Raw genomic sequence first — 24759 nt, 5'->3', positions numbered from 1 at the left:
GAGCCCCTGACGCGTGTCAGCGGCCGAGGGCGACCGGGAGGGTGAGGAAGCCGCGGAGGGTGGGGTGGGGTTCGTGGCGGCCCGGGGCGTCGGGGGTGGCGTCGGGGTGGGCGGTGGCGAACTCGGTGAGGAGGACGCGGGCTTCGAGGAGGGCCAGGGGGACGCCGAGGCAGGCGTGGGGGCCGAGGCCGAAGGCGAAGTGCGGGTTCGGGGTGCGGGTGAGGTCCAGCCGGTCGGGGTGGGGGAACACCTCGGGGTCCCGGTGGGCCGAGCCCAGCAGCACCCGGACCCGGTCGCCGGCGGCCAGGCGGCGTCCGCCGAGCGTCGTCGCGGCGGTCACCGCCCGGTCCTGGGCCTGGAACGGGCTGTCGTAGCGGATCAGTTCGTTCAGGGCGGCCGTCAGCCGGGGGCCGTTCGCGGTGGCGAGGCGGGGGAGGGCCCCGGGGGTGCGGATGAGGGCGTTCAGGGCGTTGCCGAGCAGGCGCGGGCCCGAGTTGAGCGCGGCGAACAGCAGCGCGCACAGCGCGCCGGTCAGCGCTTCAAGGGCGACCGCGCGCTCGGCCTCGTGCAGCCGCAGGTAGCGCAGGACGCCGCCGCGGCGGTCGCTGCCGCCGTGCGCGTACCGGTACTCGGCGCGCAGCATCTGGCCCAGCAGGGCCCGGGCACGCAGTCCCGCCTCGGTCTCCTCGGGCGTGGCCCCGGCCGTCATGCCGCGGGCGGCGTCCCGGCAGGTGTCGAGGAAGCCGTCCCGCCGCGCGAGGCCGCCGCCGAACAGCGCCCCGGCCGCGTAGGAGGCGACGGGCATCGCGAGGTCGGTCACGAAGTCCGTCTCCGTCCGCGCCCCCTGCCTCGCCAGGAGCCGCCGGGTGAACTCCCGTACGTCCGCCGCCAGCTGGCCGAAGTCCTGCGCCCGGAAGGCGTCGGTCAGCAGCTCCCGCACCGGCGCCCGCTCCTCCGGCGCGAGCGTGCCGGCCCGCTCCGGCCCGAGCGCTCCTGCGTCCCGCAGCCGGCGCGGGTCGGCGGTGAACAGCGCGTCGTCGCGGAGCACCGTCAGGCAGTCCTCGTAGCGGGATATCACCCAGAGCCCGGATTCCGGATGACGGTGGACCGGGTCCTCCTGCCGCAACTTGGTATAGACCTGATAGGGGTCCTGGAGAAAGGCCGGGGAAAGCGGGTCGAAAAGCGCGCCGGCGGGTGATCCCGGCCCGGCGGAATTCCCGGACACGGGGGATTCCCTGGTGCACATCCGTCCCGTCCCCGGATGCCGTGGTTCCGGCTCGCTCATCCGCGTTCCTCCTGGTCGTCCGCGACCGCCGAACTGCGCTGCAACCGACGGGGTTGGTAATTGAATGCGAGACGACGCATCGTACTGAGGGGGCGGGGCCCGGGGACAGGGAAAGGACGGAAGGGGGCCGGAAGGGAATCGGAGGGCGGTCCTCGGATTTCCGCTTCCCGTGCCCGGGGGCGCTGTGCCGTAATCCGCTTCCGTCGGGCTTCAGTTGACCAGCAGCGCCATGTCCCACCCCGCGTGCGCCCGGCCGCCGTGCGCGTAGGCGTCCAGGGCGAGGGCGGTGCCGGCGGCGCCGTCGAGGAAGCCGGGGACGTCGGCGCCTTCCGGGGCGTTCGTGACGGAGGCGCGGAAGCCGAAGCGGTGCTCCTCGCGGAAGTGCCCGATGGTCAGGGCCGCGAGCTCGTCGACGACGGCGTCGAGACGCTCGTCGTCGATGTGCTGCCGCAGCAGCCCCAGGACGTGCAGCGCGCCGCCCGTGCCGTGGCAGAGGCCGGCGTCCTCCAGGCCCCAGTCCGCCACCGGGCGGGAGAGGAGGGGCAGGAGGGAGCGGTGGGCGAGGTCGTGCCAGTCGGGGCGGTCGAGGGCGAGGGCGGCGAGCTGGACGGCGCGCGCGATGCCGGGGGAGCCGTAGCACCAGGAGGGCCGCTGCGGGGGCGCGGTCGGCGCACCGGGTCCGGCGGCCCAGTCGTCCAGGGTGAGGTACGGCGGCCATCGCAGCCCCTCGCCGTCGGGAACGGCCCACGTCTCCAGCAGTCCGACGACGGCCTCGACGGCCTCCCGCTGTCCGTCGACGGCCACGCCGGACCGCCAGGCTAGCGACAGCAGGGCGAGCGGTCCGCTCACGCCGTGCGAGAGACCGAGGTTGAGGTGGCCGTCCGGGAGCTCCGCCTCCTGGCCCGCTCTGGGCGCGGCCCGCGCCCACCAGTGCGGGACCGTGTGCCCCCGCCGGGTGATCCCGCCCAGCGCCATGGAGGTGAGGTACTCCAGCACCGCGCGGGTCTCCTCCTTGGCGCTCCCGCCCCGGGCGAGGAGGTGCCGGCCCACGCCGCTCATGCCGCGGATCAGCTCGAACTCGGCGTTGGAGGCGACGGGTTCGGACGGTACGCGGGGCAGCGCCCGCCGGACGAGCTCGCGGTGGTAGACGTCCAGCCGGGCGAGCGCGTCGCGGTAGCCGCCGGTGGCGCGGTGGGCGATCAGCAGGGCGTAGGCCGCGGCGCTCGTGGTGGCGTAGAGGCCGCCGGGCGGGTTGTTCCCGGAGGCCACCGCCGTCAGCGACCGCCGCAGGTGGGCGTGGGCGTGTGTGACGTGCGAGGGGTGGCGCTCGGTGGCGCCGCTGAAGGCGAGCGAGACGGCGGGGAACCCGTTGGCCAGGGACAGGGGGACCCAGAGGCCGTCGGCTTCCGTGCCCGGACCGGCCGGAAGGTCCGGATAGCCCGTCCCGGCCTCGACGGCCTCCGGCTCGGCGAGCCGGCCGAGCACCCGCGCGGCCACGGCACGGGCCTCGTCGGCATGGCGTGGTGCCCGCACGTCAGACGTCCTTTCGGGGGCTCGTGCCGGTGCCGGTGTGGCGGCGGCGCCCGAGGTGCTCGCGTGCGATGCCGCGGAGGACGGCGTACCCCCGCTCCTCGCCGTCCCGGTCGATGCCGAACAGCCGGTTGTGCTGCATGTGGAGCAGACCGAGGAGGGCGGCGGTGTCGTGCGGCACCACCAGCGGCCCGTAGGCCCGGCCCGCCGGGGCACCGGCCCACAGTTCCGCCAGGTGGGGCGCGCCCAGGAGGGTGGCGAGGCCGGTGGCCGCCCGGCCCGGCAGGACGGCTTCCCTGGCCGCCGCGCGGTGCCGCTGGAACGCGCTGTGCTCCGCGCCTTTCGAGAAGACGGCGTCGACCCAGGCGCACCAGTCCCAGTCGCCCAGTGATTCCAGCAGGGCGGCGTGGTTGGCGGCGGCCAGGACCTCGTCCGGCGGTCGGGGGCCGCCCCGGGCGCGCAGGGCGAGCTGGTCGAGGACCGAGCGGCTGTCGAGATGGAAGAGGCGTTCGGCGTGCGGCAGCGCGTCGGGACCGCCGTAGCGGCCTGTCTCCGGCTCGTAGGTGTCCAGGACCAGCCGGCGGAGCAGCCCGGCGTCCTGCCAGGACCGCGCGTGCCGGGCGAGCACGGGCAGGAGGCGGCCGTGCAGCGGCCCGGGGTCGCCGTGGAAGCGGAGCCGCAGGTGCGGGTCCGGGTCCCGGTACCGGAGGAAGAACCACCGGTCGGCGTCCTCGCCGGCCTCCCGCACGAGGCGGGGCAGCCACCGGCCGAGGAGTTCGGCGTGGGCGTCCTCCGCGGCGTACAGCTTGGCGTAGAGCCAGTCCTCGCCGGGTAGGTGCCGTCCGGCGCGGGGGGACGGCGCGACGGTCCGGGGCGCGGCGGCGGGTGCCGGCCCGGTGCCGGGTGCCGGCCCGGCGGGCTCGGGGCGGTGGACCAGCGGGACCACCACCTCGGTCCGGTGCCCGTGGGCCCAGCCCAGTCCGGTGCCGTCGGCCGACGGGTCCTCGGTGACGAGGAAGGGGACGGCGGCGCGGACCTCGTGCCGCAGCACCGTGCGGTGCCAGGGGTCGTCGAGATCGAGACCGTAGCCCCGGTCGTCGAGGACCAGCTGGACGTGGCGCGGTATCCCGTGGCGGTCCCGCCAGGCGGCCACCGCGGCGTCCCAGCGGTCGGGGTCGGCCGCCGCCGCGCGCAGGTGCCGGTCCGGCTTCCAGCGGCGCGGGCAGAGGGTGACCCTGCCGAAGGTCACCCGGGGGAGGGCGGGCAGGTCCTCCAGCCCGTACCAGTCCCAGCCGGTCCACGGCCGTCCCCGGCCGTGCCCGATGTCGATCAGCAACCGGGCCGGGCCGGGCGCCAGTTTGTGCGGGTTGACCATGTGGGGGACGACCGGCAGGACCGTCCGGCCGGTCGCGGGGTCCGTCAGCCGCAGCCCCGAGGCGTCGACGCCCACGAGCAGCCGGCGCCAGTCGAGGTGGCCCGGCAGGGCGGGATCGGCGTACACCCCGACCGGGATGCGGTGCGGCACGAGCGCGGGGACGCGCATCGGGTTGAGCGCGCGCGGGTCGTGCGGGCGGAAGACGACCTGGGCGGGCAGGGCCCGGCCGTCGTCGAGCCGGCCGAGCACCCGGGCCAGGTCCTCGGTGGCACCAGTGACGCCGGCGAACCGGGCGACGGTGGCGCCCGCGGTCCACGAACCCGTGTGCGGGCCCGCGATCAGCCGGAACTCGCCCCGGTCCAGGGCCTGGAGGTCGTCGGCGAGCAGTTGGAAGCAGAGGTCCAGCGACTGCGGCGGTGCGGTCCGCCGCTCCGCCTCCGACGGTTCGTCCCGCGCCGGCAGGGCCAGGACGTCGGGGTCGAGCCGGAGTTCGCCGTCGTGTGCGGACATGGCCTCCTGCACCAGCTCGGCGAGCAGCAGGCGGCGCCGGCGGGCGGTGTCGTCGCGGGGGTCGTGCGGAGGCGGCGCGGCGTCGGGGTCGCGGTAGACGGCGGGCAGGCCGAGGCCGCGGTGCGGGTCCGTCAGCTCGCCGAGCGGGACCAGGCCGGTCGCGCCGTAGCGGTCGACGAACGCGTCCTGGTAGTCCCGCAGATGCGGCAGGGCCGCCCAACGGGGTGAGAGCGTCCACATCATGGAGGCGTACCGACGGACCTCCTCGGCGACGGCCTCGGGCAGGCGGACGTCGGCGACCGCGCCCAGGTCGACCTGGACGGGCGGGGTGCCTGCCGGGCGGTCGGGGGAGAGGGCGGCCACGGCGGTCCGCCACACCGTCTCCCCGGCGCCCGGGTCCGTCCGTTCGTACGCCGCGAGGGCGGCCCGGGCGCCGCGCAGTTCGGCGACGGCGTCCGGCAGTCCGGCCACGGCCTCCTCGACCCGGTCGAGGATCCGGCCGTCGGCGTCGGGCTCGCCCAGCGAGCCCAGCAGGAAGCCGTGCCGCAGCAGTCGGGCCAGGGCGCCGTCGACACGCTCGGCCGGCACCTCGGGGAACGCCGCGACCGCCTTCGCGATCAGTTCGCCGTACGGGACCGGGGCGGCGGCGGTCTCGCAGGCCCAGTCGACCAGGGCGTTGCGGCGTACGGAGGTCTCGCCCCGCCCGGCCGGAAGCAGCAGGCGGTCACCGCGGACCCGGCAGAGGTCGTTGACGGCCACGGAGATCCGGTGCCGGACCTCCGGGACCGTCAGCCACTGCCTGACGCGCCCCTCCAGCCAGGTGCCGTCGACCCGGACGGACTTCCGGCCCGGTCCGGTGATCTCCGCCCGCGCGGGGCCCGTCCGGGCGACGGCCACCCCGGCGAAGAGGCCGAACGGGGTGGGGCGGCCACTGTGGCGCAACGCGTACCGGGTGAGGGACAACGCGGTGCGGGTGAGGTTCTTGGGGCTCAGCCGCTCTCCGGCTTCCAGCCGGTCGAGGGTGTCGGCGAGGCTGCCGCTGGCGACGCGTACCGCCTCGCGCAGCAGCGGGTCGGAGGCGAGCCGGCGGATGTGCGCCCGCGGGTCCGTCTCCCCGGTGGGGAGGTACCGGGTGCGGGGTGCGCCGGCCATGCGGACGAACAGCGGCCCGGCGGTTTCGTAGTGGTCGTACGGCAAGCCATGCCCCCTTGTGTGCGGTCGACTGCGGCCGGACGCGAGCCGGGGGCGGCCGAAGCCGCCCCCGGTGCCGGTGGGAGCCGGTCGTCAGTTGCAGTTCCAGCAGCGGCTGAAGTGACCGCCCCAGCTGTTGCAGGTGCTGGTGCTGGTGGCGTACCGGGTGACGGTGAAGTCCGTCTCCGGGACGTTGACATCGAAGTCGAGGTCGGTGACGTCCAGGTAATCCTGGGCGGCGTCGATGGAGTCCATGTTCGGCATAGAAATCTCCTGACTGTCGTCGCGTGGCCGAGGCCCCGCGAGTCGAAATGTGAGTTCGACGAACTGCCGGTGACCTTAGGCGGGGGTAATAGTGGTGATCAAGGGATCGTCGGTAATCATTTCCGGAAACCGGTGTCCGCCTTGTCGTGGCCGTCGGGTATTCGCGTGCGATGTCCCGTGCGATGCGCCACGCAAAGCTGCCGGCGGGGTGCGCAGGGTTATGACGCAAGGGCTGTAGGTCGGTAAAGAAGCGGAAAGCAGAACCGGAACATCCGGGTCCCGGAAAGAGTGTGTCAAGTTACTGCCACGCTCTCCGTGGCGGGCGTTTTTCGGGTGGCATTCCGGCGTGCGGGGGCGTCGGCGGTTCCTCCGCCCCGTCGGCGTGTCCCGGCACACCCCGCCCGCTCCCGTCGGCGCCGCCGATCCCGCATCCGGGCGGTTTCTCGCCGCCGAGGCGCACGTTCAGCGCCTGTGGGAGTGCACTGAGTGATCCGATTGGTGATATTTGTCCCTGCGTCGGCGTCCCCGCCGTAGTCCGTTCCCCGGCCCGACCCGGCCTGGCTCCCGGCCCCGAGGAGGCATCCATGCGAGGAGGCGTACGCACCCGGGCCGGAATGGCCCTGTGTGTCGTCGGGCTCGTCGTGGTGGCCGCCGCCGGGTGTGGGGGCGGGGTGGACGAGCGGACGGTGGGGGTGGTGCGGGCGTCGTGGGGGGATCCGCAGAACGCGCTGGAGCCGGCCAACACCAACGAGGTGCAGGGCGGGAAGGTACTGGACCTGATCTTCCGGGGGCTCAAGCGGTACGACCCGGGGACCGGCGCCGCCGAGAACATGCTGGCCGAGAAGATCGAGTCGGACGACGCCCAGAACTTCACCGTCCACCTCAAGGACGGCTGGACGTTCAGCAATGGGGAGAAAATCACCGCGCAGTCCTTCGTGGACGCGTGGAATTACGCGGCACTGGTGGACAACCGGCAGAAGAACGCCGCTTTCTTCGCGTACGTCGACGGTTATGAGAAAGTGCATCCCGCGCGGGGTGAGGCGACCGCCAAGACTCTTTCCGGGCTCGCCGTAAAAGACCCCCGGACCTTCACCGTCAAGCTCCGCACCAAGTTCTCCACCTGGCCGGACACCCTCGGCTACCCGGCCTTCGCCCCGCTCCCCCGGGCCTTCTTCGAGGACCACGCCGGGTGGCTGCGGAAACCCGTCGGGAACGGGCCGTACGCGATCGACGCGTACACCCGGGGGTCCGTCATGCGGCTCAGCAGATGGGACGGCTATCCGGGCCCGGACAAGGCGGCGAACACCGGCGTGGAACTCCGCGTCTACACCGACAACAACACCGCGTACACCGACCTCCAGGCCGGGAACATCGACCTCGTCGACGACATTCCCAGCACCCAGCTGAGAAACGTCCGGAAGGACCTCGGCGACCGCTACATCAACCAGCCGGCCGGCATCCTGCAGACGCTCGTCTTCCCGCTGTACGACGAGCGGTGGACGAAGGCCGGGATGGAGAAGGTCCGGCGGGGGCTGTCCATGGCGATCGACCGGGAGCAGATCACCCGGCGCATCTACCGCGGCACCCGGACGCCGGCGGGCGACTGGACCTCACCCGTGCTCGGCGACAAGGGCGGCTACAAGGCCGGGCTGTGCGGAGAGGTCTGCACCTACGACCCGGGCCGCGCCAAGCAGTTGATCCGGGAGGGCGGCGGGCTGCCCGGCGGGCGGGTCACCCTCACCTCCAACGTCGACAGCGGGTCCCACCGGGTGTGGATGGACGCCGTGTGCAACAGCGTCAACAACGCCCTCGGCGACGACCGGGCGTGCACCGTCAACCCCGTCGGCACCTTCGCCGACTTCCGCAACAAGATCACCCAGCAGCGGATGACCGGCCTGTTCCGCTCCGGCTGGCAGATGGACTATCCGCTGATCCAGAACTTCCTCCAGCCCACCTACTACACCGACGCCTCGTCCAACTACGGCAAGTTCAGCGACGCCCGCTTCGACCGGCTCGTCGACGAGGCCAACGCCGAGTCCGACACCGGAAGGGCGGTCGCCAAGTTCCAGGACGCCGAGCGGGTCCTCACCGAGCTGATGCCGGCGATCCCGCTCTGGTACCAGAACGGGAACGCCGGCTACACCGCCGAGATCTCCGACGTGACGCTCAACCAGTTCAGCGTGCCCGTGTACGAGCGGATCAAGGCCAAGTGATCCCCGTCTCCACCGCACCACGAGGAGGGGTCCCATGGGACGGTACGTGATCCGCCGGCTGCTCCAGATGATCCCGGTGTTCATCGGCAGCACGTTCCTCATCTTCTTCATGGTCTACGCCCTCGGCGACCCCGTCGCCGCCCTGTTCGGCGACAAGGCGCCCGACCCGGCCGTCGCCGCCCGCATCCGCGCCGAGCTCTACCTCGACCAGCCGCTGTGGAAGCAGTACCTGCACTACATGGGCCAGATCCTCACCGGGGACTTCGGCACCGCCTTCACCGGGCAGCCCGTGCTGGAGCTGATGGGGGACGCCTTCCCGGTGACGCTGCGGCTGACGATCGTCGCCGTCGCCTTCGAGGTCGTCGTCGGCATCGCCCTCGGCGTCGTCAGCGGGCTGCGGCGCGGCCGGCCGGCCGACACCTCCGTGCTGATGGTGACCCTGATCGTCGTCTCCGTCCCCACCTTCGTCAGCGGCTACCTCCTCCAGTACCTCTTCGGAGTGAAGTGGGCGGTCGTCTCCCCGTCCGTCTCGCCCGGGGCGACCTTCGCCGAACTGCTGCTGCCCGGCGCCGTCCTGGGCCTGGTGTCGCTCGCCTACGTCACCCGGCTGACCCGCACCTCGCTCGCCGAGAACGCCCGCGCCGACTACATCCGCACCGCCGTCGCCAAGGGCCTCCCGCGCCACCGCATCGTCGTCCGGCACCTGCTGCGCAACTCGCTGATCCCCGTGATCACCTTCATCGGCGCGGACGTCGGCGCGCTGATGGGCGGCGCCATCGTCACCGAGCGGATCTTCAACATCCACGGCGTCGGCTACCAGCTCTACCAGGGCATCCTCCGGCAGAACTCGCCCACCGTGGTCGGCTTCGTGACCGTGTTGGTCCTCGTCTTCCTCCTCGCCAACCTGATCGTCGACCTCCTCTACGCCGTGCTCGACCCGAGGATCCGCCATGTCTGAGCCCCCGTACCCGCCGCAGACCCCGGAGGGAGCGGCCCCTGGCGGCCTCGGCGGCCCCGGTGGCCTCGGCGGTCCCGTCGGCCCGGTGATCCCCGCCGGTCCCGTCAGTCCCGGCGACGGCGGCGCCGCGCGGCTGGCCTCCCGCGAGGCGGAGACCCTGGAACGGCCGGCGGGGAAGCCCCCGTCCGAACCGGCCCCGCGCGCCACCGAGAAGACGCGCAGCCTGTGGTCGGACGCCTGGCACGATCTGCGCCGCAACCCCGTCTTCCTGCTCTCCGCGCTGGTCATCGCCTTCCTGCTGCTGATCGCCGTCTGGCCGGGACTGGTCGCGGGCGGCAACCCTCTCCAGTGCGACCTCGCCAAGTCCCAGGAGGGGTCGCAGCCCGGCCACCCCTTCGGCTTCGACGCCCAGGGCTGCGACGTCTTCACCCGCACCATCCACGGCGCCCGCGCCTCCATCACCGTCGGCGTCTGCGCCACCGCCGGGTCCGCGCTGCTCGGCAGCGTCCTCGGCGGGCTCGCCGGGTACTACGGGGGCTGGTGGGACGCGCTGCTCTCGCGGCTCGCCGACGTCTTCTTCGGCATCCCCATCATCCTCGGCGGCCTCGTCTTCCTCTCCGTCGTCACCGGCGGTTCCGTCTGGCCGGTGGTCGGCTTCATCGTGCTGCTGGGCTGGCCGCAGATCTCCCGGATCGCGCGCGGCGCCGTCGTCGCCGCCAAGCAGCACGACTACGTCCACGCCGCCCGCGCCCTCGGCGCCGGCGACCGCAGGTTGCTGCTGCGGCACATCGCGCCCAACGCGGTGGCCCCCGTCATCGTCGTCGCCACCATCGCCCTCGGCACCTACATCGCCCTGGAGGCCACCCTGTCGTTCATCGGCGTCGGCCTCAAACCGCCCACCGTCTCCTGGGGGATCGACATCTCCAACGCCTCCAACCAGATCCGCAACGCCCCCCACATGCTGCTCTGGCCGGCCGGGTTCCTCAGCGTGACGGTGCTCGCGTTCATCATGCTCGGCGACGCGGTGCGCGACGCCCTCGACCCCAAACTGCGCTGAGGAGACGGCCGTGAGCGACGCCCTGCTGGAAGTCCGCGACCTGCACGTCGAGTTCCGCACCCGGGACGGCGTGGCCAAGGCCGTCAACGGCGTCAGCTGCTCGGTGGACGCCGGGGAGACGCTGGCCGTGCTCGGCGAGTCCGGGTCGGGCAAGTCGGTGACCGCGCAGGCCGTCATGGGCATCCTGGACTCGCCGCCCGGCCGCGTCACCGGCGGTCAGGTCCTCTTCCGCGGCCAGGACCTGCTCACCATGGGCGCCGAGCACCGGCGCCGGCTGCGCGGCGACCGGCTGGCGATGATCTTCCAGGACGCCCTCTCGGCGCTCAACCCGGTGCTCACCGTCGGCGCCCAGCTCGCCGAGATGTACGAGGTCCACCAGGGCATGACCCGCAGGGACGCGCGGGCCCGCGCGGTCACGCTGATGGACCGGGTGCGGATCCCGGCGGCCAAGGACCGGGCCGGCGACTACCCGCACCAGTTCTCGGGCGGCATGCGGCAGCGCATCATGATCGCGATGGCGCTCGCGCTGGAACCGGACCTGATCATCGCGGACGAGCCGACGACCGCGCTGGACGTGACCGTGCAGGCCCAGGTGATGGACCTCCTCGCCGAGTTGCAGCGGGAGTTCACCATGGGCCTCATCCTCATCACCCACGACCTGGGCGTCGTCGCGGACGTCGCCGACCGGATCGCGGTGATGTACGCGGGACGCGTCGTCGAGAACGCCCCCGTCCGCGACCTCTACGCCGCCCCCGCCCACCCCTACACCCAGGGCCTGCTGGAGTCCGTCCCGCGCCTGGACCGCAAGGGCAGGGAGCTGCACGCGATCAAGGGCCTGCCGCCCAGCCTCGTCGCCATCCCGCCCGGCTGCCCCTTCCACCCCCGCTGCCCCAGGGCCCAGGACGTCTGCCGCACCGACCGGCCGCCCCTCTTCCCCGTGGCCCCCGGCCGCAGCAGCGCCTGCCACTTCTGGCGGGAGACCCTCGACGAGAGCCGGGGGGCCTCCTGATGCGCGCCGACGGCGGGGCGGTCCTGGAGGTACGCGACCTGGTCAAGCACTACCCGCTGACCCGCGGCGTCCTCGTCCGCCGGCAGGTCGGCGCCGTCCGGGCCGTCGACGGCGTCTCCTTCGACCTGCGGCGCGGCGAGACCCTCGGCGTCGTCGGCGAGTCCGGCTGCGGCAAGTCCACCCTGGCCCGGCTCCTCGTCAACCTCGAACGGCCCACCGCCGGGCGGATCCTGTACAAGGGCGAGGACATCACCCGGCTCTCGGGGCGGGCGCTGAAGGCCGTCCGCCGCAACATCCAGATGGTGTTCCAGGACCCGTACACCTCGCTGAACCCGCGCATGACCGTCGGCGACATCGTCGGCGAGCCCTTCGACATCCACCCGGAGGTGGCCCCCAAGGGCGACCGGCGGCGCCGGGTGCGGGAGCTGCTGGAGGTCGTCGGCCTCAGCCCCGAGCACGTCAACCGCTACCCGCACCAGTTCTCGGGCGGCCAGCGGCAGCGCATCGGCATCGCGCGCGGGCTCGCCCTGCGCCCCGAGATCATCGTCGCCGACGAGCCCGTCTCTGCGCTCGACGTCTCCGTGCAGGCCCAGGTCGTCAACCTGCTGGAACGGCTCCAGGACGAGTTCGAGCTGTCGTACGTCTTCATCGCCCACGACCTCTCCGTCGTCCGGCACATCTCCGACCGGGTGGCCGTCATGTACCTCGGCCGGCTGGTGGAGGCGGGCACCGACGCCCAGATCTACGAACACCCCACCCACCCCTACACCCAGGCGCTGCTGTCGGCCGTGCCGGTGCCCGACCCGTCCGTCCGCACCCGCCGCGACCGCATCCTGCTGATGGGCGACGTCCCCTCGCCCGCCAACCCGCCGTCCGGCTGCCGCTTCCGCACCCGCTGCTGGAAGGCCCGGCGCCGCTGCGCCGAGGTGGTGCCGCCGCTGGAGGTCCCGGAGGCGTTCCGGGAGAGCGGCGGACCGGCGGCGCACGTGTCCGCCTGCCACTACGCGGGGGAGCGGCGGGTGGTGCCGACGGCGGGGGAGGAGGCCTGAGCCGGGGCCCCGCGAACGCTCTCCCCGCCGGCCGACAAGTACGGTCCGAGGGCCGCTGACCAGGCGGCCGGGGGAGGATGGCCGGTGGAAACCGACGATGAGCTGCTGGTGCGCTCGGCAGGGGAGGCGGGGGCCTTCGAGCCGCTGGTCGGGCGGCACGCGACCGCGCTGCACGGCTACTTCGCGCGCCGGGCGCCCGGGGCGGCGGACGACCTGCTGGCGGAGGCGTGGCTCCAGGCGTTCACGGCGCGGGGTACGTACGACCCGGCGCGCGGCACGGCGCGCGCCTGGCTGTTCGGGGTGGCCCGGAACGTCCTGGCGGCGCACTGGCGCGGGGAGGCCCGGCACCGCCGGGAGATACGGGCGGACGAGCCGAGCAGCGACCCCTGGTACGCGGTCGACCGGCGGCTGGACGCGGCCGCGGTCGCGCCGCTGATCCGCGAGACGATGGCGGAGCTGCCGCATGTGGAAAGAGAGTTGATCCTCCTCGTCGCCTGGGAGCAGCTCTCCCCGGCCGAGGCCGCCGCCGTGGTCGGCGTCCCGGCCGGCACGGCCCGCTCCCGGCTGCACCGGGCGCGCGCCCGGCTGCGCGCGGCCCTCGCCCCCTCCGGCACGCTGCCCCTGACAGGAGACCTCACATGAGCGGGAACGCACGCAAGGACGGCACCGAGCAGGACTACCTCGACTTCACCGGCGCCGCCCGGCTGCGCGCGGCCGGGAGCGTCGAGCCGCCCCCGGCGGACGTCGTCGCGGCGGCTCTCGACGCGGTCCGGGCGGCGGCGCGCGCCGAGGAGGGCCACGCGCCGGAGGGCACCGATGCGGCGCCCGCCCCGCGCGTGCCGGACGCGCCCGGCGCCGTACCGCTCCGCGCCCGCTGGCGCCGTCGCGCGCCGGTCCTCGTCTCGGCCGCCGCGGTGGTGGCGGTCGCCGTGGGCGCGGCGGCCTGGTTCGGGCCGGGGGACGACGGGGGGCGGGTGCGGGCGGCGCAGACGGCGGCGACACCGTCGGGGGAGCCCGGCGCGTTCTTCGAGGTGCGGACCGCCGAGATGTCCAGGGGCCCGCGCGGCGCCGAGGAGAAGTCCACGAGGACCGTCTGGCTGGGCCGGACGGAGGTCCGGTCCAGGTCGGGGGACGGACCCGTGTACCAGGAGCCGCGGTCGGCGGACGGCAAGAGCCTGGCGTTCGAGGTGAACAGCAGGGAAGTCCGGTGGGACGACCTCGGCAAGCTGCCCACGGACCGGGAGACGCTGCGCACGGTACTCACCGCCAAGGTGCCCGGGATGGGCGATCCGTCGGCGGAAGGGCTCTTCAACGGCATCGAGGAACTGCTCGCACGGTCGCCCGCCTCGCCGCGGCTGCGGGCCGCGCTGTACGACCTGCTGCCCGGCATCCCCGGGGTGCGGGCGGTGGGTACGGTCCGCGACGACAGCGGCCGGACCGGTACGGCCTTCGACTACACGGGCGGCGGCCGGAGGGCCCGCATGGTGATCGATCCCCGGACGCACCGGGTGCTGGAGACGGCGACCTTCCTGGTGGGCGACGCCGATCCGCGGGACATGTACCTCGGCGGGCTCAAGGACGGTGCCGTGTTCAACCGCACCACCTACCTGGTCACCCGGCCCGTCCGGGAGGCGCCTCCCGCCAAGCCCCGTCCCAGGATGACGTCCCTCCCGCTGCCGGGGGCCACGGCGGACTGAGGCTCACCCCTCCGGCGAAGCCACCGGCTCCGGGAAATGGCAGGCCGACAGATGCCCCACCCCGCTCCCCTCCGCCCGTACCAGCGGCGGCTCCTCCACCGCGCACTTCTCCGCCGCCTTCCAGCAGCGGGTGCGGAAGCGGCAGCCGGAGGGCGGGGAGACCGGGGAGGGGACGTCGCCGGTGAGGCGGATGCGCTCCTGGGGGGCCGCCTCCGCCGGGGCGCCCGGCCGGGGGACCTCGGGGACGGCGGAGAGCAGCGCGTGGGTGTACGGGTGCCGGGGGCGGCCGTAGATGGCGTCCCGTGGGCCCACCTCCACGATCCGTCCCAGGTACATCACCGCCACCCGCTGCGAGAAGTGCCGGACGACCGCGAGGTCGTGGGCGATGAACAGGAAGGCGATGCCCAGTTCCCGCCGCAGCGTCTTCAGCAGGTTGACGACCTGGGCCTGGATGGAGACGTCCAGGGCGGAGACCGGCTCGTCCGCGATGATGACCTTCGGGTCGAGGGCGAGCGCGCGGGCGATGCCGACGCGCTGCCGCTGACCGCCGCTGAACTCGTGCGGGAAGCGGTTGTAGTGCTCGGGGTTGAGGCCCACGGTGTCCAGCAGTTCGCGCACCCGGGCCTCCCGGCCGCCGGGCGGGCGGATGCCGTTGACCTCCATCGGGCCGGCGATGATCCGGCCGACCGTCTGCCGGGGGTTGAGCGAGGAGTACGGGTCCTGGAAGATCATCTGGATCTGGGAGCGGACGGGCGCGAGTTGTCGTCGTCCCGCGTGGGTGATGTCCTCACCCTGATAGGTGATCCGGCCGGCGGTCGGCTCCAGCAGCCGGGTGAGCAGCCGGCCGGTGGTGGACTTGCCGCAGCCGGACTCGCCGACCAGCCCGAAGCCCTCCCCGGCCCGGACGGCCAGGTCGACGCCGTCCACGGCCCGTACCGCGCCCACCCGGCGGCGGACGGGGAAGCCGCCCAGGACCGGGAAGTGCTTGGTCAGCCCCTCGGCGACCAGGATGTCGTCGGTCATGCCTCGCTCCTCGGGCCCGTCGGCGGATCGATGTTCCCCAGGCCCGCCGGTGGATCGATGCTCTCCGGGCCCGCCGGCGGATCGACGAAGTCGGGGTGCCGCCGGCCGGGCGGCAGGTGGCAGGCCGCGCCGCGGCCGGCGGGCAGCTCCGGGCGCTCGGTGGCGCAGCGGTCGCCCGGCACCTCCCCGGTCCAGGCGCAGCGCGGGTGGAACGGGCAGCCGGGCGGCGGCGCCAGCAGGCTGGGCGGCGCGCCCGGGACGGGCACCAGCGGCGCCTCCGGGTCGGTGGTCAGCCGGGGCATCGAGCCCAGCAGGCCCCAGGTGTAGGGGTGGCGCGGGTCGCCCAGCACCTCGCGGACGGTGCCGCGCTCCACGGCCCGTCCCGCGTACATCACCAGCAGGTCGTCCGCCGTGCGGGCCACCACGCCCAGGTCGTGGGTGATGAGGACGATCGCCGAACCGGTCTCCCGCTGGAGCTCCTTGAGCAGGTCGAGGATCTGCGCCTGGACGGTGACGTCGAGGGCGGTGGTCGGCTCGTCGGCGATCAGCAGCTCGGGGTCGCAGACCAACGCCATCGCGATCATGGCGCGTTGGCGCATGCCGCCGGAGAACTGGTGCGGGTAGTCGTCGACGCGCCGCGCGGCGTGCGGGATGCCGACCCGGTCCAGCATCTCGACCGCCCGCCGCCGGGCGGCCTGCCGGGAGGCGCCGGTGTGCTTGCGGTACGGCTCGGCGATCTGCCGGCCGACCGTGTAGTACGGGGAGAGGGCGGTCAGCGAGTCCTGGAAGACCATCGCCGCCTTGGCGCCGCGCAGCCGCTCCAGCGCGGATTCGGACGCGCCCGTCACCTCCTGCCCGTCCAGCAGCACCTGCCCGGTGACCTCGGTGGTGCGCGGGTCGTGCAGGCCGAGCACGGTGAGCGCGGTCACGGACTTGCCCGAGCCGGACTCCCCGACGATGCCGAGCGTGCGCCCGCGCTCCAGGCCGAGGGAGAGCCCGTCGACGGCCTTGACGACGCCGTCCTCGGTGCGGAAGCGGACGCGCAGGTCGCGGATGGAGAGGAAGGGCGGTGGTTGCGCTTCCGCTTCCGTGGGGCCGGGCGGCGGCGGGGTGTCATTCATCGGGGAACTCCTTGCAGGTCCTGGGGAGCCTCGGCCGGGTCCGGGGGAGCCTCAACCGAGCCGCACCCGCGGGTCGATCACCGCGTACGCCGCGTCCACGACGATGTTGGCGACGACGATCGCCGTACAGGCGACGAGCATCACGGCCATCAGCGTGGGCAGATCGGTCTCGCTCACCGAGGAGACGGCGAGCCGGCCGAGCCCGTGCAGGCTGAACGTGAACTCGGTGACGATCGCCCCGCCGAACAGCGACCCCAGGTCGATGCCGAAGAGGGTGACGATCGGCGTCATCGCCCCCCGCCAGGCGTAGCGGAAGAAGACCGTGCGACGGCCGAGGCCCTTGGCGCGGGCGGTGCGGACGTGGTCCTCGGCGAGCTGCTCGATCATCTGGGAGCGCGTCATCCGGCTGTAGTTGGCGATGAAGATGATCGACAGCACCAGCCAGGGGATGATCATCCCGGTGAACCACTTCACGGGGTCCTCGGTGATCGGGTAGTACGCCGGGTTGTCGAACCAGTGCAGCCCGCTGACGAACACGGCGAGCGCGACGACGCCCACGAAGTAGATCTGGAGCGAGTTGCCGATCAGCGACAGCGAGCTGAAGAACTTGTCGATCCAGGTGCCCCGGAAGGCGGCGGCGATCATCCCGATGCCGACGCCCACGACGAGGAAGACGACGGCCCCGCCCAGGGCGATCGACAGGGTGGTCGGGAAGCGGTCCACGATGGTGTCCCAGACCGGCTGCTGGTTGGAGAACGAGTAGCCGAGGCAGGGCGCCGGGCAGTGGCCCACCGAGAAGTCGCGGCCGGTGAAGATGCCGGTCATGTAGTGCCAGTACTGGACGGGCACCGGCTCGTTCAGGCCCAGGTTCTTGTTGATGACGGCCAGCGCGTCGGGCGTGCAGTTCTTGCCGCACGACATCAGGGCGGGCTCGGAGGGCAGCGCGAAGAAGAGGAAGAAGGTGATCGCGCTGATCAGCAGGACGATGACGATCGCGCCGAGGAACCGGCGGAGGAGGAATCTCAGCATGGCTGCGGGCTCTTCACGGGTCGGTGTCCGGCTTGGTGGAGGGGTGGCGGCCGTACGGGCGGGTGGCCCCCGCCCGTACGGCCGGTGTCACTTCACGAACACGCCGGTCGGGTCGACCGTCCCGTACACCGGGTGGTACTTGACCCCGCCGAGCCCCGAACCCCACAGCGAGAACAGCCGGTTGTAGAACGTGGGCACGCCCGGCACGTCGTCGGTGAGGATCCGGTCGGCCAGCTTCTGCCACTCGGCGCCCGCCTGCTTCACATCCGTGATCCTTGTGATGCGGTCGACCTCCGCGTTGACCTTGGGGTCGTCGAGGTGGCCGTAGTTCTGCGCGCCGTCGGCGATCTGCCGGCCGTCGTACAGCGGCGGGACGACGGTCGAGGAGACGGGCCAGTCGGCGCCCCAGGAGGTGCGGTAGATGTCGAACTTGTTGCCCACCTCGGAGATGGCGGTCCGCCAGGTGTTGGAGTCGATCTCCTTCTTCTGCACCTTGAACCCCGCCCGTTCCAGGGCCTGGGTGACGACGACGGCGATCTTCTGCTGGATGTCCGTGTTGGCGTACGCGTAGACGATCTCCTGCCCCTCCTTCCCCGCCTCCTTCAGCAGGGCCCGGGCCTTCTCCGGGTCGCCCGCGGGTTTGTCCTTCTTCCCGTACGGGTCGGTCGGCCGGTAGCCGTCCATGGCGGGGGAGAGGTAGTTGGTGGCCACGACACCGGCCGTCGCCCCGCCGTTCTGCTGGAGGATCTGCCCGTTGGGCATGGCGTAGGCGAGGGCCTTGCGGACCCTGACGTCCTTGAGGCGGGTGGTGTTGAAGGAGATGTAGTCGACGTACGGCTGGATCTCCAGCAGCCGGCGCGCCTTGGTGTCCCGCTGGCCGAGGACCTTCTCGGTCATCTCGGGGGCCACGCCGTTGCTGAAGGAGAGCGCGTTCTTGTCCCCGCCCTGGTCGGCGAGGAAGCGCCGGGTGGAGTCGGCGAACTGGTGGCCGAAACTGATCTCGTACCGGTCGGCGTACTGATGCCGGATCGGGTCGGTCTTCGGGTCCCAGTGCTCGTTCCGCACCAGGGTCAGCGACTTCCCGACCTTGTAACTGCCCACCTTGTACGGCCCGGAGGAGAAGGGCGCGTTGTCGTACTTGCGCTGCCCGTCCTTGTCCGCCTTCACCGCCCCGATGTTGGGCATGGCCGTCGCGTAGGGGGTGTCCGCGTGCGGCGCCTGGAAGTGGAAGACGATCGTCTTGTCGTCGGGGGTGTCCAGGACGGACGACGGCAGGTGCTTGCCCTGGTACGGGCCGTCGGGCAGCGCCTTGCGGAAGGCGTTGCCGTCCCCGCTGAGCCACTGCGGGATGTACAGCGGCCCGTCGGTCTCGAACGGGGCGTAGAGCCGCTCGATGCCCCAGCGCACGTCCTTGGACGTGATCGGGGACCCGTCCTCGAACTTCAGCCCGTCCTTGAGGGTGAACTTCCAGGTCTTGCCGCCGTCCGACGAGGTGCCGGAGTCCGTCGCGAGGTCGCCGACGACCTTCACCCGCCCCTTGTCGTCCACCTTGTACGAGGTGAGGGAGCGGTTGTAGAGCATCTGGTTGGCCAGCACGTCGTTGAAGTAGATCTGGCCCGGATCCAGGTGGTTGAAGGCGTCCCGCTGGAGGACGGTGACCGTGCCGCCCTTCTTGGCGCCCGCGGCCTCGGGGGCCGGACCGGCGGCGTCGGCGGCGGTGCCGATGGAGTAGTTGGCGGAGACGGTCTTGTCCTCGCCGGGTCCCTCGCTCTTCGCATCACCCCCGCCGCCCCCGCCCCCGCCGCTGCTGCACGCGGAGACCACCAGTGCCCCGGCGGCCAGGGCCACGGCGTACGGGGCCCTGCGGTCGTGTCTCCTCATGGGTGCACCTGCCTGTCCGTGTGGTGACGTTGACGTGCCGTGCTGTGCCGTACGTGCCGTGCTGTCCGTGCCGTTGTCTTGCCTTGGGCGCCCGATCAGCGCTGGGTCCGGGGGTCGAACGCGTCCCGGACGGAGTCCCCGAGGAGGTTGAAGGCCACCACGAAGAGGATCATCGCTATCCCGGGGAAGAAGATGTAGGTGATGTCGCTCTCGTAGTACCTGGCGCCGTTGGCGAACATCCGCCCCCAGTCCGGGGTGGGCTCCACGATGCCGACGCCGATGAAGGACAGCCCCGCCTCCGCGGTGACCAAGGCGGGGAGCATCAGGGTGGACTGGACGAGGATCGGCGTCCACAGGTTGGGCAGCAGTTCGCGGGTGATGATCCGCCACGGCGACGCGCCCGTCACCTTGGCGGCCTCCACGAACTCCCGCTCCCGCAGGCTCAGTACCTGCCCGCGCAGCAGCCGCGCCAACCCCATCCAGCCCAGCGCCCACAGCACCACGATCAGGGTCACCACCCTGAGATAGGTCGGGGTCTCCTTCTCCGGGCTGACGAACAGCGCGTAGACGACCGGCGTGAACGCGACGAACGACAACTGCTGCGGAAACGCCAGCAGCAGATCGATGAACCGCCCCAGGAAGTAGTCCGTCCGCCCGCCCACGTACCCGGCCGTCACCCCGATCAGCACGCCCGTCACCACGCACAGGACGGTGGCCGCCGCGGCGATCAGGAGCGAGGTGCGGATGCCGTAGACGAGCTGCGTCAGCACGTCCCGGCCGAGCGTCGGCTCGATGCCGAACCAGAACCGGCCCGACATCCCCCCGTTGGGGGCGATCGGGTAGCCGTACTCGTTGAGCAGGCCCGTCTCGTCCAGCCCGTACGTCGCCGTCGGGGTCTTCCCGTACAGCTTCGAGACCAGCGGTGCCGCCGCCGCGACGGCGAAGAAGAACACCACGACGCAGGCCGAGACGACGCCGGCGCGGTCGCGCCGGAACCGCAGCCACATCAGGCGTCCTGGGGAGCGGCCCGCGAGTTCCGGTGGTGCGACCGGTACGGCCCCGGCGGGCGGGGGAGGCGGAACGGTCGGGGAAGGACTCGTCATGGCGCGGCCCCCCGCTGTGTCGTCGGTGTGTCCCGGCGGTGTGGTCGGGCTCACACGCCGGTTGGACGGGACTGTGGCAACGGAGTTACCGCGCGGTCAAGAGGGCTGCGGCGGGTGGTGCGGAATCGTGCCCCGGTCCCTCCCCCAGAGGGGGTGCCCCCACCTTCGCCGATTCCGGGGGCTGCGCCCCAGCCCCCCCTTTTTTCGCGGCTTCGCCGCTCGTCCTCAAACTCCCCCAGAGGGGGACCCCCAACGGGCTGGATAGTGCGCCCGGGCGGGCACTTCAGCCCGTCCGGCGTTTGAGGACAACCGCGCGGAGCGCGGTTCCGGGGGTCCGGGGGCTTGCCCCCGGGAAACGGCGAAAGGGCGGGACCGGGGCACCCTCACCCGCCCAGCGACCGCCGCAGGAAGTCCACCTGCAGCAACAGCAGGTTCTCGGCCACCTGCTCCTGCGGGGTCATGTGCGTCACCCCGGACAACGGCAGCACCTCGTGCGGCCGCCCGTCCGCGAGCAGCGCGGACGACAGCCGCAGCGCGTGGGCGACGACCACGTTGTCGTCCGCCAGCCCGTGGATGATCATCAGCGGGCGCCGCTCCGGGGCGGCGCCCGACAATCCCCGCTCGCTCACGAGGGAGTTCCGCTCGTACACCTCCGGCCGGTCGTCCGGCAGCCCGAGGTACCGCTCGGTGTAGTGCGTGTCGTACAGCCGCCAGTCGGTGACCGGGGCGCCCGCGATGCCCGCGTGGAAGACGTCGGGGCGGCGGAGGACGGCGAGGGCGGCGAGGTAGCCGCCGTAGGACCAGCCGCGGATGGCGACGCGGCCGAGGTCGAGGGGGAAGCGGCCGGCGAGGCCGTGGAGGGCGTCGACCTGGTCGTCGAGGGTGACGCCGGCGAAGTCGTCGCGGATCGCCTTCTCCCAGGCGGGGGAGGTGTGCGGGGTGCCCCGGCCGTCGGCGACGACCACCGCGAAGCCCTGGTCGGCGAACCACTGGGACGTGAGGTGCGCGTTGTGCGCGGCGACCACCCGGGGGCCGTGGGGTCCCCCGTACGGGTCCATCAGGACGGGCAGCGGACCGTCGCCCTCGCGGTAGCCGGTCGGCAGCAGCACGGCACACGGAATCCCGCGATCCCCCGACCGGGTGAACCGGGGGCGTGCGGAGAGCACGGGGGTCTCGGCGAGCGACGCCACGGTGGCCACCGGCTTGCCGTCGCGCAGGACGACGGCCTCGCTCCCGGGCCGGTCCGGTACGGCCGAGACCAGCACGGTGACCGCCCCGGAGCGCACGGCGGAGTGCCGCCCGCGCCGGTCGGAGAGCCGTTCCGCGCCCCCCTCGCCGATCCGCCAGACGTGCGCCGCGCCCGGCTCCGGATCGTCCGCGGCGGCCCCGGCGGATGCCCTGACCAGCACCGATTCATCGGTGATGTCGAGCACGTCGTGGACGAACAACTCGGGTCCGGTGAGCACCCGTTCGCCGACGACCAGGGCGCGCGCCCCGTCCGTATCCGCGATCCGCACCAGCCGGCCGTCGGGCGTCCACGCGGGCACCCCGGGGAAAAGATCCAGCCAATTCGCCGGGTCCTCCTCGGTGAGGAGCGCACGCGTGGCGCCGGTGGCGGTGTTCACCTCCAGGACGGTCTGCGTGCGCTGGTCGCGAGCCTGCACCAGCAGCAGCGGGGGGCCGCCCGCGGACCAGTGCACCCGGGCCAGGTACGGGAAGCGGGCGCGGTCCCACGCCACCTCCGTGCGGGAGCCGTCCAGGCCCAGCAGGGCCAGCGAGACCTCCGCGTTCGGGGTCCCGGCGGCCGGATAGGCGATCTCGGCCGGGACCTCGGCGGGCCGCGCCGGGTCGGCGATCCACCAGCGGCGCACGGGCGCCTCGTCCACCCGGGCCGCCAGCAGGGCCGTACCGTCCGGCGACCACCAGAAGCCGCGCGAGCGGTCCATCTCCTCCGCCGCGATGAACTCCGCCAGCCCCCAGGTGACGTCCGCCGACTCCGGCTCCGCCAGCGGCCGGTCCTGGCCGCCGTCCGCCTCCACCACGCGCAGCGCCCCGCCCGCGACGTACGCGACGTGCCGGCCGTCGGGCGACGGCCGCGGGTCCGTGACCGGTCCCGGCACGGGGAGTTCGACGGTGCTCCCGCCCTGGAGCTCGGCGACGAACAGCCGCCCCGACAGGGCGAAGGCCGCCAACTCGGCCGCGCCGTCCACCGCGTAGCCCACGATGCCCGCCGAGCCCTCGCGCGCCCGCTCGCGCCGCGCGCGCTCCTCGGGCGACAACTCCTCCTCCGCGCCGCCCAGCAGCGCCGCCGGATCGCCCGCCGGGTACTCCCGGCCGTCGTCGAGATCGAGCACCCACAGCACATGAGAGCGGTCGGTGCCCGAACGGGAGCGCAGGAAGACGACGCGTGAACCGTCCGGTGCCACGGTGAACGCACGGGGCGCGCCCAGGGTGAAGTGCTGGGTCCGGGCGTACTGGCGGGGGAACGAGAGCTGTCCGGTCATGCGGCCGAGCCTAGGGCCGGCCGGTGCCGCGCGGCGAGAAGTCACCGTGCGCCCCGGGCGCGCTCCTGTGCACCGAGTCACGGGAGCTGTGCGGATAGTTATGATCCTTCACGCAGAGGGGGGACGCCCCCGCTTCTCCGCCGCGTGTCCCCACGGGCCCGTGCGCGCCGTTCGACCTGCCGTCCGTCTGCCGTCCGTTCGACCGCGTATCTGGAGGTGAACCGCTGTGGCGCTCTCGATTTCGGCGGTGGTGCTGCTGGCGATCATCGTGATCCTGCTGTGCCGGAAGTCGGGGCTGAAGGCGGGCCACGCCGCGATCTGCGTGCTGCTGGGGTTCTACCTCGCGAGCTCGACCGTCGCCCCCACCCTCCACCAGCTGACGAAGAGCGTCACCGCGATGATCGGTGGTATCAAGTTCTGACCGCGCCGGCAGGTCCCGGGCGCCCGCGCGGCGCCGCGGTCGGCTCCCGTGCCGCGCCGTCCGGCTCGTAGGCTGTTCCCATGACCGACCTTCCCGGCCGCCGGCTGCTCCTGGTGCACGCGCACCCGGACGACGAATCGATCAACAACGGCGCGACCATGGCCAAGTACGCGGCCGAGGGTGCCCACGTCACCCTGGTGACCTGCACCCTCGGCGAGGAGGGCGAGGTGATCCCGCCGGGCCTCGCCCACCTCGCGGCCGATCGGGAGGACGCCCTCGGCGCCCACCGCGCGGGCGAACTGGCCGCCGCGATGAAGGAGCTCGGCGTCACCGACCACCGCTTCCTGGGCGGCCGGGGGCGCTACCGGGACTCCGGGATGATGGGCGCGCCGCAGAACGACCGTCCCGGGAGCTTCTGGAGAGCGGACGTCGACGAGGCCGCCGGGTACCTCGTCGAGGTGATGCGCGAGGTGCGTCCGCAGGTGCTGGTCACCTACGACCCGCACGGCGGCTACGGCCACCCCGACCACATCCAGGCGCACCGGGTGGCCATGCGCGCGGTGGAGCTGGCGGCCGAGCCCGCGTTCCGCCGGGACCTCGGGGAGCCGCACCGGGTGGCGAAGGTGTACTGGAACTGCGTCCCGCGCTCGGTCGTCGAGGCGGGCTTCGCGCGGCTGCGCGAGGCCGCGGCGGAGGGGGAGCCCCGGCCGTTCCCCGGCGTCGCCGCGCTCGACGACGTGCCGGGCGTCGTCCCGGACGACGAGGTGACGGCCGCCCCGCACACGGCCCCTTATCTCGCCGCGAAGGCGGCGGCCATGCGGGCGCACGTCACCCAGATCGTGGTGGACGGTCACTTCTTCGCCCTCTCCAACGAGCTGGGCCAGCCGCTCCTCGCCGACGAGTACTACCGCCTCGTGCGCGGAAAGGCGGCCGCGGACCGGGAGGACGACCTGTTCGCCGGGGTCGCCGGTGCGGCCGAGGGCGTCGAAGGGCCGGGTGCGGCATGCTGACCGGCACTCTGACGGCCGGGAAGGTCGTCTCCCATCTGGGCCTGCTCGTCCTGGGCTTCCTGGTCGGCGTCGCGGGCGCGCTGGTGCAAGGCGCCTGGTTCCCCGGCGGGTTGCTGCTCGCCCTGCTCGCCGTCGGCGGCCTCTGCTACGGCGGACGGGCGCTGACGGGCGGCCGGACGGGGGCCGCCGTGGGCGGCGTCGGCTGGCTGCTCGCGGTGCTGCTGCTCGCCCTCAACCGGCCCGAGGGGGACTTCCTGTTCGAGGCCGGGATCGGGTCGAACGTCTTCATGCTGGGCGGGATGGTCGTCGTTGTGATCTGTGCCACGCTGGTCCGAAATCCGCAACCGAACGGGCGCGACAGTCGACTTGGCCCGTGAGGCGACTGTTTTGTCCGGCGTTTCGCCTGACTTTTCCTTGATGTCGCCCGCCCCCGTGCGGGCCGCGACGGCGCGTATCGCCGGTGGGCGGCCTGGGTATCCGGCGCTCGTCAAGTGCGCGCCCGCGGTGCCCAGTATGGTGGTGGCGCCGC

20 protein-coding genes are annotated in these 24759 nt (G+C 73.1%); 10 read left to right on the top strand and 10 right to left on the bottom strand.

The genetic code is table 11. The features are described 5' to 3' along the window. Positions 1–16 precede the first annotated feature (16 nt). The 4 genes from K7I03_RS33800 to K7I03_RS11390 all read right to left on the bottom strand — a co-directional run bounded on the left by K7I03_RS33800 (position 17) and on the right by K7I03_RS11390 (position 6155). The gene (locus K7I03_RS33800) at positions 17–1225 is read right to left on the bottom strand and encodes a cytochrome P450 (protein WP_185941773.1); all 1209 of its coding nucleotides are present in this window, start codon (positions 1223–1225) and stop codon (positions 17–19) included. Positions 1226–1495: 270 nt separating this feature from the next. After that, on the bottom strand, positions 1496–2818 hold the full coding sequence (locus K7I03_RS11400) for a lanthionine synthetase C family protein (RefSeq protein WP_224346999.1): 1323 nt from the start codon (positions 2816–2818) through the stop codon (positions 1496–1498). 1 nt (position 2819) lies between these two features. Then, positions 2820–5897 carry a lantibiotic dehydratase gene (locus K7I03_RS11395; RefSeq protein ID WP_185941772.1) on the bottom strand — a complete coding sequence of 1026 codons (3078 nt, stop codon included), beginning with the start codon at positions 5895–5897 and terminating at the stop codon, positions 2820–2822. An 87-nt stretch (positions 5898–5984) separates the two neighbouring features. Further along, positions 5985–6155: a hypothetical protein gene (locus tag K7I03_RS11390; protein ID WP_154080448.1), complete on the bottom strand. Its 171-nt coding sequence runs from the start codon at positions 6153–6155 to the stop codon at positions 5985–5987. A gap of 584 nt (positions 6156–6739) precedes the next feature. Here K7I03_RS11390 and K7I03_RS11385 point away from each other — a divergent pair. From K7I03_RS11385 to K7I03_RS11355, 7 genes are all read left to right on the top strand, one after another. Continuing rightward, complete coding sequence (locus tag K7I03_RS11385) at positions 6740–8368, top strand: peptide ABC transporter substrate-binding protein (protein WP_185941771.1); 1629 nt, start codon at positions 6740–6742, stop codon at positions 8366–8368. Positions 8369–8402: 34 nt separating this feature from the next. Next, positions 8403–9326: an ABC transporter permease gene (locus tag K7I03_RS11380; protein ID WP_185941770.1), complete on the top strand. Its 924-nt coding sequence runs from the start codon at positions 8403–8405 to the stop codon at positions 9324–9326. Continuing rightward, positions 9319–10383, top strand: a complete 1065-nt coding sequence (locus tag K7I03_RS11375) for an ABC transporter permease (protein ID WP_221902719.1) — start codon at positions 9319–9321, stop codon at positions 10381–10383. Before K7I03_RS11380 ends, K7I03_RS11375 begins: the two co-directional genes overlap by 8 nt. Before the next feature lie 10 nt (positions 10384–10393). Continuing rightward, positions 10394–11392 (top strand): ABC transporter ATP-binding protein, encoded by a 999-nt coding sequence (locus K7I03_RS11370; protein WP_185941769.1) that lies wholly within the window; start codon positions 10394–10396, stop codon positions 11390–11392. Further along, positions 11392–12441 (top strand): ABC transporter ATP-binding protein, encoded by a 1050-nt coding sequence (locus K7I03_RS11365; protein WP_185941768.1) that lies wholly within the window; start codon positions 11392–11394, stop codon positions 12439–12441. Before K7I03_RS11370 ends, K7I03_RS11365 begins: the two co-directional genes overlap by 1 nt. Before the next feature lie 84 nt (positions 12442–12525). Next, positions 12526–13083, top strand: coding sequence for an RNA polymerase sigma factor (locus K7I03_RS11360; RefSeq protein ID WP_185941767.1), 558 nt, complete (start codon positions 12526–12528; stop codon positions 13081–13083). After that, positions 13080–14138: a hypothetical protein gene (locus tag K7I03_RS11355; protein ID WP_185941766.1), complete on the top strand. Its 1059-nt coding sequence runs from the start codon at positions 13080–13082 to the stop codon at positions 14136–14138. The genes K7I03_RS11360 and K7I03_RS11355 overlap by 4 nt, the downstream gene beginning before the upstream one ends. A 3-nt stretch (positions 14139–14141) precedes the next feature. On the opposite strand, the gene K7I03_RS11350 is transcribed toward K7I03_RS11355, so the two are convergent. The 6 genes from K7I03_RS11350 to K7I03_RS11325 all read right to left on the bottom strand — a co-directional run bounded on the left by K7I03_RS11350 (position 14142) and on the right by K7I03_RS11325 (position 22799). Next, positions 14142–15161: an ABC transporter ATP-binding protein gene (locus tag K7I03_RS11350; protein WP_185941765.1), complete on the bottom strand. Its 1020-nt coding sequence runs from the start codon at positions 15159–15161 to the stop codon at positions 14142–14144. Then, entirely contained in the window at positions 15158–16282 is a 1125-nt protein-coding gene (locus tag K7I03_RS11345; RefSeq protein ID WP_224346998.1) for an ABC transporter ATP-binding protein, read from the bottom strand. The genes K7I03_RS11350 and K7I03_RS11345 overlap by 4 nt, the downstream gene beginning before the upstream one ends. 51 nt (positions 16283–16333) lie before the next feature. Beyond that, positions 16334–17311, bottom strand: a complete 978-nt coding sequence (locus K7I03_RS11340; protein ID WP_185941764.1) for an ABC transporter permease — start codon at positions 17309–17311, stop codon at positions 16334–16336. An 87-nt stretch (positions 17312–17398) separates the two neighbouring features. Next, positions 17399–19192, bottom strand: a complete 1794-nt coding sequence (locus K7I03_RS11335) for an ABC transporter substrate-binding protein (protein WP_185941763.1) — start codon at positions 19190–19192, stop codon at positions 17399–17401. A gap of 95 nt (positions 19193–19287) precedes the next feature. After that, a complete protein-coding gene (locus K7I03_RS11330; RefSeq protein WP_224346997.1) occupies positions 19288–20295 on the bottom strand; it encodes an ABC transporter permease in 1008 nt (335 codons plus the stop codon). Between the two features lie 383 nt (positions 20296–20678). Continuing rightward, positions 20679–22799 (bottom strand): S9 family peptidase, encoded by a 2121-nt coding sequence (locus tag K7I03_RS11325; protein ID WP_185941761.1) that lies wholly within the window; start codon positions 22797–22799, stop codon positions 20679–20681. 226 nt (positions 22800–23025) lie between these two features. Between K7I03_RS11325 and K7I03_RS11320 the strand changes: the two genes are divergently transcribed. From K7I03_RS11320 to K7I03_RS11310, 3 genes are all read left to right on the top strand, one after another. After that, on the top strand, positions 23026–23220 hold the full coding sequence (locus K7I03_RS11320) for a hypothetical protein (RefSeq protein WP_004954526.1): 195 nt from the start codon (positions 23026–23028) through the stop codon (positions 23218–23220). Positions 23221–23300: 80 nt separating this feature from the next. Next, on the top strand, positions 23301–24230 hold the full coding sequence (mshB, locus tag K7I03_RS11315) for an N-acetyl-1-D-myo-inositol-2-amino-2-deoxy-alpha-D-glucopyranoside deacetylase (RefSeq protein ID WP_185941760.1): 930 nt from the start codon (positions 23301–23303) through the stop codon (positions 24228–24230). Then, positions 24224–24607: a DUF6113 family protein gene (locus tag K7I03_RS11310; RefSeq protein WP_185941759.1), complete on the top strand. Its 384-nt coding sequence runs from the start codon at positions 24224–24226 to the stop codon at positions 24605–24607. The genes mshB and K7I03_RS11310 overlap by 7 nt, the downstream gene beginning before the upstream one ends. The last annotated feature ends 152 nt before the right edge of the window (positions 24608–24759 follow it).

This window comes from Streptomyces mobaraensis, from assembly GCF_020099395.1.
Taxonomy (GTDB): Bacteria; Actinomycetota; Actinomycetes; order Streptomycetales; family Streptomycetaceae; genus Streptomyces.
Note: the sequence above shows the minus strand (reverse complement) of the source record. Positions and strands in the feature narration are given on the sequence as shown.